Raw genomic sequence first — 13,245 nt, 5'->3', positions numbered from 1 at the left:
AACTTGATTAACCATTAAGGAAAAAACCATGTCTACACCTATAGACCCAACACTCGCTATACAGAAAGAACATTTAATGCCCATCACCCCAAGACCTGACATCTGCTTTACTAAGGGCAAAGGCCATTATTTATACGATCAATCAGGCAAAGCCTATTTAGATCTTATGCAAGGCTGGGCAGTTAATACCTTGGGCCATAGCCCTGATGTGATTCAAAAAGCACTGTTAGACCAATCAGCTCAGTTAATTAACCCTAGCCCCGCCTTTTTTAATAAACCAATGATCAACCTTGCGGCCACTTTATGCGCTCACTCAGTATTCGATCAGGTCTTTTTTGCCAACAGCGGCGCAGAAGCGAATGAAGGCGCAATAAAGCTCGCTAGAAAATGGGGACAAAAACATAAATCAGGTGCATTTAAAATCATCACCTTCGCACAGAGCTTTCATGGCAGAACTTTAGCCACTATGTCCGCCACAGGGAAAGACGCCTTTGCGCCACTTTTTGAACCTAAAGTGAGCGGCTTTACTAAAGTTCCTTTTAACCAATTGGCGGCGACCGAACAGGCGATAGATAAGCAAACCGTCGCCATCATGCTAGAACTAATTCAAGGTGAAGCCGGTGTTATCAGCGCAGATAGTGAATTTGTGTTAGGCCTTGCAGCCCTATGTAAACAACATAATCTATTATTGATTATCGATGAAGTACAAACCGGCATCGCCAGAACAGGCAGCCTATTCGCTTACCAGCAGTTTGATATACAGCCGGATATTATGACCTTAGGTAAAGGACTTGGCGGCGGTGTACCTATCTCCGCGTTACTCGCTACTAAACAGGTAAGCTGTTTTGATTATGGCGATCAGGGCGGTACATTTAACGGCAATCCTCTCATGTGCGCAGTTGCCAACGCTGTACTCTCAACCGTATTGGAACCTGACTTTATGCCTAAGGTAGCGCTTATGAGTCAGTATTTTCAACAACAACTCACAGCTCTCAGCAAAAAATTTAACTTAGGTGAGATTAGAGGAAAAGGCCTGCTATTGGCCTTAGAAACACCACAACACTGCGCACCCGATTTAGTTACGCAAGCACGGGAACAGGGAGTATTACTCAATGCCCCAAGGGAGCATACACTTAGGTTTATGCCTGCACTCAATATTACTCAAACAGAAATTGACAGGTGCATTGATTGTTTGAGCGGATTATTGAATTCAGCGGCCTAAATCACCAGTAAAACCTCTTATTGAGCGCTCCTTATTTTGTTAACGATTCAGCACTCTAGGTGAGCGCCCCACTCTACTATATAATCGCTAAATATCGAGAGCCAATCTGGTTAAAGGCTATTCAACCTATAAAATACGATATAAGGGACATGGGATGTTATTAAAAAACCTAGAAGGTGGTCAGCTACGTTTCGGCGAAGGGCGAATTAGTGGCTATATAGCCGTCTCTTTAGCTGCACTTAGTTTACTCGGTGTATTAGCCTTTCATTTCCCCGAATACCTAACCACACCCGAACTACGCGCAGCTTACGATGTTGAACTCATCCGTCTGATTATGTTTATTGCCCTAATCATATCCGGTAGTTTAGGTCTGCTTAACTTTGTCCGTAACACTAATAAACGGGCAGGTTTAGTGGCATGGTCTCTGATTACTATCGCTATCGCGTTAGGTGGGCATCGTGTCGAGGTCTCTGACTTTGAACAAAGTAGCGCTTACTTAGGGCTAGATTGGTTTATTCTAGATCTGCTAGGCTCGACACTGATTTTTGTCTTTATAGAGAAGATCATCCCCCATCGAAAACAAGCGATCCTCCGGCCAGAATGGCAAACCGATCTACATCACTTTTTTGTAAATCATCTGATTGTTGGCTTTGTTCTACTGGCCGCCAATCAGTTTGTCTCCAACGCATTTGGCTGGGCCGTTGAACGGGGCTCCCAAGAATGGGTACAGAACTTTAGTTGGTTTAGCCAACTCTTATTGGTGTTGTTGGTGGCCGATCTTGTCCAATATGCACTGCACCGCGTTTACCACGAAGTGCCTTTTTTCTGGCGTTTCCATGCGATTCACCACAGTGCGAAAACGATGGATTGGCTCGCAGGTTCCCGTCAGCATATTGCCGAACTCACCTTAACCCGCTGTGGCGTACTCGCCCCGATCTTTATCTTAGGTTTTGATAAAAGCGTTATCGATGCCTATATCATCATCGTGGGCTTCCAAGCCGTGCTAAACCACACCAACGCACAGATAAAATTTGGCTGGCTGAAATATATTATCGTCACCCCTCAGTTTCACCACTGGCACCACTCATCCGATAAAGCAGCCATTGATCGCAACTATGCCGCACACTTTGCCTTTATTGATTATATTTTTGGTACCGCCGTACGTGGGCAGAAGGAATGGCCTGAAGCCTATGGGGTGGTAGGTGACTATGTACCAGAAGGCTGGATAAAGCAGCAAGCGTTCCCGCTTAAAGTAAAAAGTTAGCCTGCGCTAAAACAACTAAACCGATGATCACTCATCGGTTTAGTTGTTATGACCTATCAAGAATGCTTATTCACTATGCTTCTCTGTCCACTCTAATAGATCAAAACCATCAATTAATGCATTGAATATTTTTTTATGATCGTTTGAACCAGCACTTGGTTTTAATCGATTATAAAACTCAAGAATAGATTCAGCATATGTTTGATCTTTACTTTCATCGTTTAACTTTAACGAATTACCAACTTCAGTTTTTAACTGTGTATACCGCTCTGATACAGACTCTAGGTTTAATTCATTTTCAATATCTGAAATTAGCTGCTGCGTATCATTTTTTATTTTGTCAAAAAAAATTCGCGTACTCATACTTAAATCCTTCTAAACAATATAATGCTATAAATTACGGTCGATTAAAAAGCTGCTCTACCGTTTTCATCGGCAAGTACATACGCATATGTCCGTTATGCTCACATAGCCTTTTAAAGCCAAACATTGCGTAAAAGGCTTGCGCAGATTCGGTCAGACAATCGACAACAATAGCATAAGCCCTCATATGGTGATTAACATCCCATAGGTACTTTAGCGCACGGATCAGGCTAACCTTTCCTAAACCTTCCCCCTGAAACTCTTTGTGTACGGCAAGTTGCGCTAGTAGAAATACAAGAATTGGATATCGAGGGAGTTTCTTTGCTATCTGAGCAGGCAAGGTTTCACGACTAATCGAGCTAGGCGCGACCGTATAAAATGCACAAATCGCGTATTTCTGATTAGGCAGCGGTAAAGCACTAGGCAGCACCATGGTACGACTGATACTCGCTTGCATGTGCTTAACGGCTTGTGTTTTTATGAAGTTATTTAACTTTTCTTCGCCGCAATCAAACGGATTACGATCATGTTCTGATTTACTCAGCTCGACGAAGGTTTTACCCCACCTCACTTGATACCGCTCTCATCTGCAAGCTGTACTGCATCAAGCAATGCCTGATTGGGTGCGTTAGCCTTGTCACAGGCCGCCATAAATTCGTCAAAGACATTGTCTTTAACAACCATACTTTCGTGCGCTTCAATTACGTGAGTTGCATCCTCATCCATTACCCTAACAACATACTCAGTCAAACTCTTCAAACCAAGTAATGCTGAGGCTTTTTCTGCTTTTACCTTAATCTCTTCATCAAGACGAATATCTAAACGTGCCGTTGCCATGCGCCCTCCAGCGTACGGAAAGTATCCGTACTATGTCCAAATTATAGAATACTTATTAAAGCAACTCAATCTGTACGGAACATTGCCGGATAAGTACAGGAAATAGCCTTTAAGGATACGCACCTTCACCCTTTGCTTATTCGGCAGCATAAAAAACCCGCTTTAACTAAAAAGCGGGCTTTAGGATTGTGCGTAGCCTTTACTCAAGCGATTTTAGTTAACATCACTACAACGCTTACTACCTTAAGCGACTTGTTCGGTGCCTTGTGCGCTCTGTTCGGCTTTAACTGCTTGACGGCTAAAGGCAGTTAGCATCGCCTGCAGTGCAGCAGCCGAGGTGTCTTCATTGGTTGCAACGGCGTACTCTAGCGCACCATTGATAGCAACACAGATAGAAGCCAAAGCTTGGGCATCCGTACCGGCGCCGATTGAGTGCTCATCAAAATGGCTGACTTCAATCTCACATTGGTACTGCTTGGCCAAGGCATCGCACAATGCTTCTAGGGCGCCAGCTCCTTTACCTGAGAATTGGGCCTCACCAATGCTAAACTGTGCACTCACTTGGTTTGAGTCTGTATGCAGCTCATAGTCATTTAGTTGCCATTGAGCAGGTACGCTGACAAGGCTTTGCTCATAAATAGTTTTAATGGTCGCCGCAGATAGCTCCACCCCTTGAGTTTCAGCTGCCTGCTGTACCTGCTGACTCAAAGGCGCATGCATCCATTTAGGTAGTTCAATACCAAAATCCCGTTCCAAAACAAGGGCGACACCGCCTTTACCGCTTTGGCTGTTGATACGAATAACCGCTTCATATTCACGACCAATATCCCGTGGATCGATCGGTAGGTACGCTACATTCCAATGGGTTTGTTGATGCTCAGTATGGTAGTTAACTGATTTTCTAATTGCGTCTTGATGACTGCCGGAAAATGCAGTGTAGACCAATTCGCCCGCCCAAGGGTGACGTGCAGCAACCGGTAGCTCAGTACAGTATTCCACCACATCAATAATCTCGGGAATATTGGAAAAGTCTAACTCAGGATCGACACCTTGAGAGTACAAGTTCATCCCCATGGTCACTATATCCATATTGCCGGTACGTTCACCGTTACCAATTAAGGTACCTTCAACTCGATCTGCACCCGCCATCACACCCAACTCGGCCGCTGCAACGCCGCAGCCACGGTCGTTATGGGTATGCAAACTGATACGAACCTGATCCCGCTGTTTAAGGTGACGACAGAAATACTCAATCTGATCGGCATAAACATTAGGCGATGACATCTCAACCGTTGCCGGTAGGTTGATGACAATCTTTTGGCCGTTTTCAGGTGTCCATTCAGCGATCACCGCATCACAAACTTCTATAGCGTAATCGATCTCGGTTCCGGTAAAGCTTTCAGGTGAATATTGAAACTCCCATTCAGTTGCAGGGTATTGAGCCGCATAGTCGCGAACCCAACACGCTCCTTGAGTCGCTATAGTTTTTATCTCGTCACGGCTCATATTAAAAACTTGTTCGCGCTGGACGACCGAGGTGGAATTATACACATGCACATTGGCGCGTTTCACACCCTCTAGGGATTCAAACGTCCGTTTAATCAAGTTTTCTCGCGCTTGGGTTAATACCTGTATGGTTACATCATCAGGGATGCGGTTCTCTTCGATCAACTTACGGACAAAATCAAAATCCGGCTGAGAGGCTGAAGGGAAACCTACTTCGATCTCTTTAAAACCTAGTTTCACCAACAAGGTGAACATGCGAGTTTTCTGCGTTACTGACATAGGATTTACCAGTGCTTGATTACCGTCACGCAGATCTACGCTACACCAGTCAGGTGCTTTATTGATCTCTTGATCCGGCCAAGTACGATCCGTTAAACGGACAGTTTCAAAACGGCGATATTTTTTATGGTCAAACATAAGGTTTACCTATAGCTCAGTAATACACAATTTTTTATATGGATGAAAAAAATCTGTAAAACCTGCTGTCGGGTACTCTTGGCGAATATGACAGCAGGAAATTTTTCAGTTATATGCTTTTGACACTAAGGGTTAGTTCGATAAAACTATTCTGGGCTGGATGCGCTCACTGATGATGATTGCCCCCTCACATACGGATTAATATGTGATTTTCAACCTAACAACCTGTTCTCACTTAGGTGTAACAAGCCCCTCAACCGATAGAGATAAGTTTATAGCGCACCTTGCGCAATTACCGATCCTATTCATTACATTTTTACCTGTTTGCGCAATTAATAAAAAGAAAATACACTAAACCTATACATTTTATTGCCAGACTATTAAAAACTATGAAAACTTCCTTCTCGCTTGACCGTTTTGACTTAAAAATATTGCACGAGCTACAAGCTAATGGGGAGCTATCCAATCAGGATTTAGCCGAGCGAGTAGGATTAACCGCTGCGCCCTGCTCCCGACGGGTAAAAGCTCTAGAGGAAGCAGGCGTTATTCGTGATCGTGTTGTACGTTTAAATGAACGCTCAGTAGGACTTAATCTATTTGTCATACTGCATATCAGTATGGATAAACATATTCCTGAGCGGTTTGAGGAGTTTGAGCGCACTATACAGTCACTCCCTGAAGTGATGGAGTGTTATCTAATCACCGGACATGATGCGGATTACCAACTTAAAATAGCGGTGCCCGATATGGATAGGTATCAAGATATTTTATTAGGTAAAATAACCCGTATTCAGGGAGTAACAGGGGTTAAATCTGCATTTATTATGCGTAAAGTGGTCGATAGTACAGCGATGCCACTTAAGTATGTTTAATGATAAATCACATAATAAACGGATCAAAATAAATCCTCTTCGATCCGTTTTTTCTAATAGCCATCTCTAACAGTTATTGAGAGACGTAGATCTGTAGGCTTTCATCTAAGTTAAATTCAATTTCACGAATACGGTTAATAGAAACCTCATCCAATACCTGCTCTGAACTGAGTAACATTATCCCCTCATCACTGATCAGATCTCGCGTTAAACGCATCCCTTTTGTAAGCTGATCACTATGTATACACTTATCGTTAATGGCATCGCCTGTATCGCTTAACGCTTGGATCGACTCCATTAAAATTGTCACTATGGATTGATTATAACGTTCTGCCGCTATTGTTTGTAAGTAGTTAATCGCTTCCGTTGTACTGTACTGGCGCTCATCATAAAAGCCATACATCAACTCAACATAATCATTAACAACCGCTAAAATTTGCGCTCGGTAACTAATTTCTTCCCCTTTAAGCTTTTTCGGGTAACCGCTGCCATCAAGGTATTCCTTATGCTGAGAAACTATCTTTCCAGCGGGATAGAGAGGTTTAACCATTAGCGTTGCCGCTTGCGCTAACAGGGGATGGGTTTGAAATACACGCTGCTGCTCAACGTCTAATTTTAGATAAGGGACTTTGATTAAATCGTCTGAAAAGCTTAGTTTCCCTATTTGGCGTAGCTGCCATGCAAAATAGAGCTGTTTTAATTCTCCCCCTTCTATACCTGCTTTTTTAGCAACTGAGACAAAAATCAAATTGAGCTTTTGGTTGTTGCTCGATGCTTTAATACCTAAACGTCTCGTTGTTAATGTTGAAAACATTCTCACAACGGAACGGTAACTATTTTTAAGACTTTGATTCGCAACTTTAAGCTGCTCGGTACGTGCCTGAACCTTTAAATCCAATGACTGATTTAACGCCTGTAATTCCAGATTTTTTTGTTGTGTCTCGGCACTTAACCGCACATTTTCTTTTTTAAGCAGCGCATGTTCAAAGCTTTTCTTAACCATGTTAAGCACATCTTTATCTTCCCAAGGTTTAGAGATAAAGCGGCTTACTTGGCCTTTATTAATCGCATCAATGGTTGCTTTAACATCCGTATAACCACTGATCACTATACGTTCACAGTTGGGAAACTTTTCGGCGACCTGTTCTAAAAAACATTCACCAGCCATCTCCGGCATACGCATATCACTAATCACTATATCAACAGGCTGTTTTTCCAGTATAGCTAAAGCATCTATAGCGGAAACTGTTGTAATTACATGGCATTTTAATACACGTAACAATCGTTCAAATGCGGTTAAAACTGCGGTTTCATCATCAACGATAAGGACTGTATTATCAGGATATTCCATTGTTATTCATCCCTATTTGACCGTTTTATGCTGACACAACCGAATCATCCTCTTCATTGGGAGGCTCAGTAACTATCGGCAATATAATAGTAAAGCAGGTTCCTTTACCCTCTTCACTTTGCACATTAATTTCACCGTGGTGATCATCCACAATAATGCCGTAGGAGATTGCTAAACCTAGGCCCGCACCTTCACCAACTTGTTTGGTTGTATAAAAAGGATCGAATAATTTACTGATCTCCTCTTCAGCTATACCACAACCATTATCTTTTATGCTTATCTCGATATGATCTTCAACCACATTGCTAGATATATCAATAACGCCCTGCTCCTGAATCGCCTGTCCGGCATTTAAAATAATATTGAGTAACACTTGTTTTATCTGGCTAGGTAAACAATATATTTGGGGGATATCTGATAGGGAGGTGGAGATAGTACAGTGGTATTTCAGTTCATTATTGACCACTTTAAGGGTACTCGTTATGCTGTCATTAAGATCAGCTAACTGCATACGCCCCGTTTGATCTGTATGGGAAAACGCTTTTAAACCTTTTACAATCTCTTTAACTCGAACTGAACCTTCGTGGGTATCTTTTAACAGGTCATCAAGATCCTCATTCATAAATTCAAGATCTATGCTTTTAATTAGACCTTGAATCTTATTTAGCTGCTCTTCTCGCTCAGCAGTATCGTTAATCTCCAGTAAGCGCTGATATTCAGTGACTAAGGCACGATAGTTGTGCGCATAGATATCTAAGGTTGATAAATTACTAATAACAAAGCCTAGGGGGTTGTTAATTTCATGGGCAACACCGGCTGATAACACACCAATTGACGCCATTTTTTCTGACTGAATAAGCTGTGTCTGGGCTGATTTTATTTCACTGTTAGCTTTTTCTAACGCTTCAGTTCTACGTTTAACTCTATCTTCTAAGGAGCGGTTAAGTTCACGTAATTCCGCTTCAAATTGATCGCGACGTAAGCTGGCATCTTTTAGATCAGATGCCATAGAGTTGAATGCATGTGCCACATCGGCGATCTCGTCGCGGCCATTAATCGGTATTTTAATCGCTAAATCACCTTTTGAAATGGATCTAGCGGCAGCCCTTAAATATTTAAGCTGGTTTGTTAAGTAGCTACCCAACATTGAAGAAAATAGCGCTACAAATAACATACCAACGGCAGCAATCGTTGCACTTCTATTAGTCGCCTCTTCAATGATGGCGGAAAGACCATGGGTATCCACTCCAATCTCAACTCTTCCATAAACCACCCCTCCTTCGCTGATCTCAGCATAAATATCAAAGATCCAGTCCTCTACATCTTCAACCTGAGTATCTTGCAGAAAAGGTCGATTTAACACACCAGCCTCGCCTTGCTCGGCAAATATCTGGTTATCAGGTCCTAAAACCCGCGCATATACCAAATCCGGGTTTTTCATTACCTCGTTAACAAAGGCTTCAAGGGACGCTAAATCATAGGTAAGCACAGCATCCGCAGCAGTTGTAGCAAACAAGGTCGCGGTTGTTGAAGCGCGCTTAGAAAGACTCTCGTAATTGGTCGTACGAAGGTAATTCAAGGTTATAGAGACAAGAAGCAGTAGTAAAACGGCTTGAATTATCGCTATACCTAAAATGGTTTTCAGCCGTAATGACACAAAATTTCCCTCTTAGACAAAGATCACTACAATAAATGTTCTAGTAGCTTAATATTTAAGTCTCGCACATCATCCCAATCTTTATTTTCTGCGCGCTCTAATCCTTTGAAACGAATCGTATTTAATAGCGCCTTCCCCTCTGGGTCTTGGTCCATATTAATTAATGCTTGTTGGATCCTTTGCCTTAAATCAGCATTTACTCTGGGATGAACCGCTATAGCATGAGGGGTATAACCGGGGGTCGACCATAAAACCCGAAGCTTTTCTCTTACTGCGGGCGCGGTATTATTAAAAGTACGCATAACACCACCCCCAGCTATAAATAAACCTTTAGAAACCGTTAAATAAACTGAATCATGGGATGAAACATATTTAGGTGTTATATCAATCCCCTCCTTCGCCATTTTCGCTCTCGGCAGAACGCTCGCAGCGAAGGCAGCTAAAGAAGGAAAGGCAAGAATAGCCCCTGATAGCTGATCTAGAGAGGTTATATCACTCTCTTTAGGGACAACAACAATCCCTTTAATTTCTCGGCCTTGTTGTTTCGCGATCGCCTCATAACCAGGCTTTTGATGGAACACCGTATAATGATATGGGTTCATATAGGCGATATCATATTCCCCTGCCAACAACCTTTTTTCAAAGGTAGGAATATCTTGAGCGGTGCTAAACAAGACAGTTACTCCTGTTTTTTCGCTCAAATATCGGCTAATAGGCGTCCATAATTTAGCCAGTTTTTTAGCTGACTGTTGTGGCACTATACCAAACGTTAATGTTTCTGCAGTAACGCACGACGAACTGATCATGAGATATAAGAACAAGCAGAATAACCGCCTTTTCATACATAACTCTCCAGATATTCAGATAACATCGCTCGCTCTATAAGTTTAGGGTCAAGTTCATCAAACAACGCTTCCAGTGGCTGATTATTATTCTCTGCATCAACCAAAGCCTTGGCGATATGTAACTGATAAAGTACTACATCATCACTGTCTGATACTTCAGGGTTTGATTGGTAACGAAGCGCATCAACAATCAATTGTTCAAAACCCCATAGCCGGAGCAGAAAGCTACCAACCAACTCGAATGAAGCGTTAACCTCTCTACCCGAAATAACTAATGCTCCGATGTTATGCAGTAAACCAGTAAAATAAGCGCGCTCTCTTTGCGCTTTGGGCAATCGAGAAAAACTTGCCAATTCAATACACTTTTCAGCGACGCGTTCTGAATTTCTGAGTAACTGACTATTAAAATCAGTATCTCCACTGGCAGTATAGATGCTAAAACAGAGCACTAACTTTCTAACCAAGTCATAACCTAAGCGGATAACCGCTTCCCGTGCTGAGTAAACGGGATTAACTGCGCAGAAGAAGGCAGAATTGGCTAACTGTAGTATTTTTGATAAGACCGCCACATCATGACTCAGCAGCGTATCTACTTTAGCGGGATCAGGTTCCTCGACTGAATCTAGATACTGGACTAAAGCTTGGTAGTTCGCTGGCAGAAGCGGCAAATTATCAACCTGCCCCATTTCAGCTCGTAGCTTGTCATCTAACTGAAATGTTCTTAAGCAAACCGCACGTTCAATCACTTCAACAATTTCATCTAGTTCAAAGGGTTTAGGCAACAATAGATGAGCAATACCGGCAGATTGAACCACGGTATCATCGCTAATATCCGCGGAAAGAATCACCCTAACAGCATCGGGGTAATTGATTTTGACCTGCTTTAGAAAATCAGCGCCATCCATCTCTGGCATTTTTTTCTCTACCAGTACAACCCAAGGAAACGCTTTTGCCATTTGATCTAGCGCTTGACGGGGAGATGCTTCAAATATCATGGTCCAACCCTTTAGCCTCGAGCGTAATGCTCGACGTAAAGCATTAAGAACCTGAGACTGATCATCAATAAAATAAACTGTTGCTTGGCTCTCATCCATCACATCAGATCCATGCATCTTTACGCCTCTCCTGATTTTACCTAAGGACAATGAGCCCAAGACTGTTCCTGCAACATTGTTTTAAACTCTTCCGCCACTACTGGACGACTAAAATAATACCCTTGCACTTCATCACAATTCATTTCCTTGAGTTGCTGGAGCTGTTCCAGGGTTTCAACACCTTCAGCAACAACACGCATACCTAAATCATGGGACATAACGATCATATTTTTGACTAAATTGGTTTTTTCAGTCTCTGCCGCAAAATCAATGATAAATGAACGATCCACTTTTAACGTATCGACAGGAAGACGCGTTAAATAGTTTAAGGAGGAGTAGCCAGTGCCAAAATCATCAATCGCAATTTTGACACCTAAAGCCCGAATCTCTTTTAACACGTCGATACTGTGCTCAATATCTTGCATCAAAAATGTTTCAGTCACTTCCAGCTCTATATACTAAGGTGATACACCACTGTCTTGGATAATCTTTTTCACCTTAGTAGCCAAATCATGTTCAACCAGTTGGCGGCCTGAAACATTCACCGACATAACAAATGTGGGTAAACCCTCCTGCTGCCAAAGAAAACTCTGAGCAATCGCAGTGGATAAAACCCACTCTCCAATCGGCTCGATTAACCCCGTTAATTCAGCAAGAGGAATAAACCTATCAGGAGAGATCAGTCCTTTTTTAGAGTGGTGCCAGCGAATAAGTGCTTCAGCACCTAATATTTTACCGTTCACAAGGGATATTTTAGGCTGGTAATACAATGTAAATTCATTACGCTTCAAGGCTTGGCAAAGTTCACTTTGCAAACTCACCATATCATCACGATTGCCATCCATGCTTTTTTTATACTGAGGATAAACATTAAGTCCCTATCCTTACTGTAATTTGCAGCTAACTGGGAACCCCGAACAAGTTCCTCCGCAGTTAGGCCATCGTCAGGATAGACCGAATAACCAGCACTAAAAGTCAGTAAAATTTCGCGTTCGTCAAAGGTGACTAATTGCTTAAAAGGCGATAAGAGCGATGCAATAAAATCAAACGCGCTTGCCTCGGTAAAGACCTCTGGAACAAAAAAAACAAAAGCAGCCCCATTCATTAAACTAAATTCAACATCCGCCCTGATTTGTTTCTTCAGCAAAGCATGAATGTGGTGCAATAGTTGGTCAGATTTTTGATAGCCGAGGCAATCATTAAAGTGCCTAAAATGCCTAATATCTAGATAAACTAGTGAGAAATGAGCCTGGGTTGATATTTTATGATCAATACTTTCCATGACCGACATCTTCCCATAGGTCAAATCGGAGCTGGCCCGGGCTACGTCGCCAAGGCTGGAAACCTTACCCTGCTCATCAGAACGAACATCACGGAGAGGCAATATATTCTCTTGACGCCAATGAGAAAAGGCTTGATCAATCTCTTCTAATAACTGAGCTTCCTCCCAAGGTTTTTCCAAAAACTTATAAACAGCCCCACTATTTAAGGCCGCAATGACTGATTGCAGATCTGCATATCCACTCAGGATTAACCCTAATGTAGAGGGGTATTTTTCTTTGATCTCGATTAAAAGCTCACCGCCAGTTTTATTCGGCATTCGATAATCAGAAAGTACGATGGGAAACGAATGATCCTCAAGAATAACCAATGCTTCTTCTGGGCCATTTGCAATAGTAACTTTGTAACCTGCGCGGTGAAAAATCCGCTTTAAGGCTCTTAATATTGAAGGTTCATCATCAACCAATAAAATAGATTTATCCATGGCACAACCTACAGGTAAAAGAAGCGAGTAGTACTCAGTATAACCATTAAAT

General features: G+C 42.3%; 12 protein-coding genes and 1 pseudogene. 3 read left to right on the top strand and 10 right to left on the bottom strand.

What is annotated here, in order from left to right; genetic code table 11:
* Nucleotides 1–28: 28 nt before the first annotated feature.
* Both ACOQOE_RS05530 and ACOQOE_RS05525 read left to right on the top strand, forming a co-directional pair.
* Nucleotides 29–1,222 carry an acetylornithine transaminase gene (locus ACOQOE_RS05530; protein ID WP_339890539.1) on the top strand — a complete coding sequence of 398 codons (1,194 nt, stop codon included), beginning with the start codon at nt 29–31 and terminating at the stop codon, nt 1,220–1,222.
* Between the two features lie 154 nt (nt 1,223–1,376).
* Nucleotides 1,377–2,486 carry a sterol desaturase family protein gene (locus ACOQOE_RS05525; RefSeq protein WP_339890538.1) on the top strand — a complete coding sequence of 370 codons (1,110 nt, stop codon included), beginning with the start codon at nt 1,377–1,379 and terminating at the stop codon, nt 2,484–2,486.
* A gap of 66 nt (nt 2,487–2,552) precedes the next feature.
* On the opposite strand, the gene ACOQOE_RS05520 is transcribed toward ACOQOE_RS05525, so the two are convergent.
* From ACOQOE_RS05520 to leuA, 4 genes are all read right to left on the bottom strand, one after another.
* A complete protein-coding gene (locus ACOQOE_RS05520; protein WP_067862060.1) occupies nt 2,553–2,849 on the bottom strand; it encodes a hypothetical protein in 297 nt (98 codons plus the stop codon).
* A gap of 34 nt (nt 2,850–2,883) precedes the next feature.
* On the bottom strand, nt 2,884–3,420 hold the full coding sequence (locus ACOQOE_RS05515; RefSeq protein WP_339890534.1) for a GNAT family N-acetyltransferase: 537 nt from the start codon (nt 3,418–3,420) through the stop codon (nt 2,884–2,886).
* Entirely contained in the window at nt 3,417–3,686 is a 270-nt protein-coding gene (locus tag ACOQOE_RS05510; protein ID WP_067983211.1) for a DUF1778 domain-containing protein, read from the bottom strand. Before ACOQOE_RS05510 ends, ACOQOE_RS05515 begins: the two co-directional genes overlap by 4 nt.
* A 243-nt stretch (nt 3,687–3,929) precedes the next feature.
* Nucleotides 3,930–5,609, bottom strand: a complete 1,680-nt coding sequence (leuA, locus tag ACOQOE_RS05505; protein WP_420555117.1) for a 2-isopropylmalate synthase — start codon at nt 5,607–5,609, stop codon at nt 3,930–3,932.
* Between the two features lie 389 nt (nt 5,610–5,998).
* On the opposite strand from leuA, the gene ACOQOE_RS05500 reads away from it, so the two are divergent.
* A complete protein-coding gene (locus ACOQOE_RS05500; protein WP_067862066.1) occupies nt 5,999–6,481 on the top strand; it encodes an Lrp/AsnC family transcriptional regulator in 483 nt (160 codons plus the stop codon).
* A gap of 73 nt (nt 6,482–6,554) precedes the next feature.
* Here the strand turns inward: ACOQOE_RS05500 and ACOQOE_RS05495 are convergent, their stop codons facing one another.
* The 6 genes and pseudogenes from ACOQOE_RS05495 to ACOQOE_RS05470 form a co-directional block, all read right to left on the bottom strand.
* The gene (locus ACOQOE_RS05495; RefSeq protein WP_420555116.1) at nt 6,555–7,832 is read right to left on the bottom strand and encodes an HD domain-containing phosphohydrolase; all 1,278 of its coding nucleotides are present in this window, start codon (nt 7,830–7,832) and stop codon (nt 6,555–6,557) included.
* Between the two features lie 25 nt (nt 7,833–7,857).
* On the bottom strand, nt 7,858–9,489 hold the full coding sequence (locus ACOQOE_RS05490; protein WP_420555115.1) for an ATP-binding protein: 1,632 nt from the start codon (nt 9,487–9,489) through the stop codon (nt 7,858–7,860).
* 26 nt (nt 9,490–9,515) lie between these two features.
* Nucleotides 9,516–10,331 carry a phosphate/phosphite/phosphonate ABC transporter substrate-binding protein gene (locus tag ACOQOE_RS05485; protein WP_067862072.1) on the bottom strand — a complete coding sequence of 272 codons (816 nt, stop codon included), beginning with the start codon at nt 10,329–10,331 and terminating at the stop codon, nt 9,516–9,518.
* Nucleotides 10,328–11,446, bottom strand: a complete 1,119-nt coding sequence (locus tag ACOQOE_RS05480) for an HDOD domain-containing protein (protein WP_420555114.1) — start codon at nt 11,444–11,446, stop codon at nt 10,328–10,330. The genes ACOQOE_RS05485 and ACOQOE_RS05480 overlap by 4 nt, the downstream gene beginning before the upstream one ends.
* Before the next feature lie 23 nt (nt 11,447–11,469).
* Nucleotides 11,470–12,252: pseudogene (locus ACOQOE_RS05475) on the bottom strand (putative bifunctional diguanylate cyclase/phosphodiesterase).
* Entirely contained in the window at nt 12,246–13,193 is a 948-nt protein-coding gene (locus tag ACOQOE_RS05470; RefSeq protein WP_420555113.1) for a response regulator, read from the bottom strand. The pseudogene ACOQOE_RS05475 and the gene ACOQOE_RS05470 overlap by 7 nt, the downstream one beginning before the upstream one ends.
* Between the last annotated feature and the right edge of the window lie 52 nt (nt 13,194–13,245).

Origin of the sequence: Neptuniibacter marinus, from assembly GCF_965223595.1 — a bacterium.
In the GTDB taxonomy this organism is placed as follows: domain Bacteria; phylum Pseudomonadota; class Gammaproteobacteria; order Pseudomonadales; family Balneatricaceae; genus Neptuniibacter; species Neptuniibacter marinus.
The sequence above is the reverse complement of the archived record's forward strand: the minus strand, read 5'-3'. Positions and strand labels throughout refer to the sequence as shown.

Coding starts and splice junctions, on each gene's coding strand:
- ACOQOE_RS05530 (WP_339890539.1), top strand. CDS start 29: ATGTCTACACCTATAGACCCAACACTCGCTATACAGAAAGAACATTTA.
- ACOQOE_RS05525 (WP_339890538.1), top strand. CDS start 1,377: ATGTTATTAAAAAACCTAGAAGGTGGTCAGCTACGTTTCGGCGAAGGG.
- ACOQOE_RS05520 (WP_067862060.1), bottom strand. CDS start 2,849: ATGAGTACGCGAATTTTTTTTGACAAAATAAAAAATGATACGCAGCAG.
- ACOQOE_RS05510 (WP_067983211.1), bottom strand. CDS start 3,686: ATGGCAACGGCACGTTTAGATATTCGTCTTGATGAAGAGATTAAGGTA.
- leuA (WP_420555117.1), bottom strand. CDS start 5,609: ATGTTTGACCATAAAAAATATCGCCGTTTTGAAACTGTCCGTTTAACG.
- ACOQOE_RS05500 (WP_067862066.1), top strand. CDS start 5,999: ATGAAAACTTCCTTCTCGCTTGACCGTTTTGACTTAAAAATATTGCAC.
- ACOQOE_RS05495 (WP_420555116.1), bottom strand. CDS start 7,832: ATGGAATATCCTGATAATACAGTCCTTATCGTTGATGATGAAACCGCA.
- ACOQOE_RS05485 (WP_067862072.1), bottom strand. CDS start 10,331: ATGAAAAGGCGGTTATTCTGCTTGTTCTTATATCTCATGATCAGTTCG.
- ACOQOE_RS05480 (WP_420555114.1), bottom strand. CDS start 11,446: ATGCATGGATCTGATGTGATGGATGAGAGCCAAGCAACAGTTTATTTT.
- ACOQOE_RS05470 (WP_420555113.1), bottom strand. CDS start 13,193: ATGGATAAATCTATTTTATTGGTTGATGATGAACCTTCAATATTAAGA.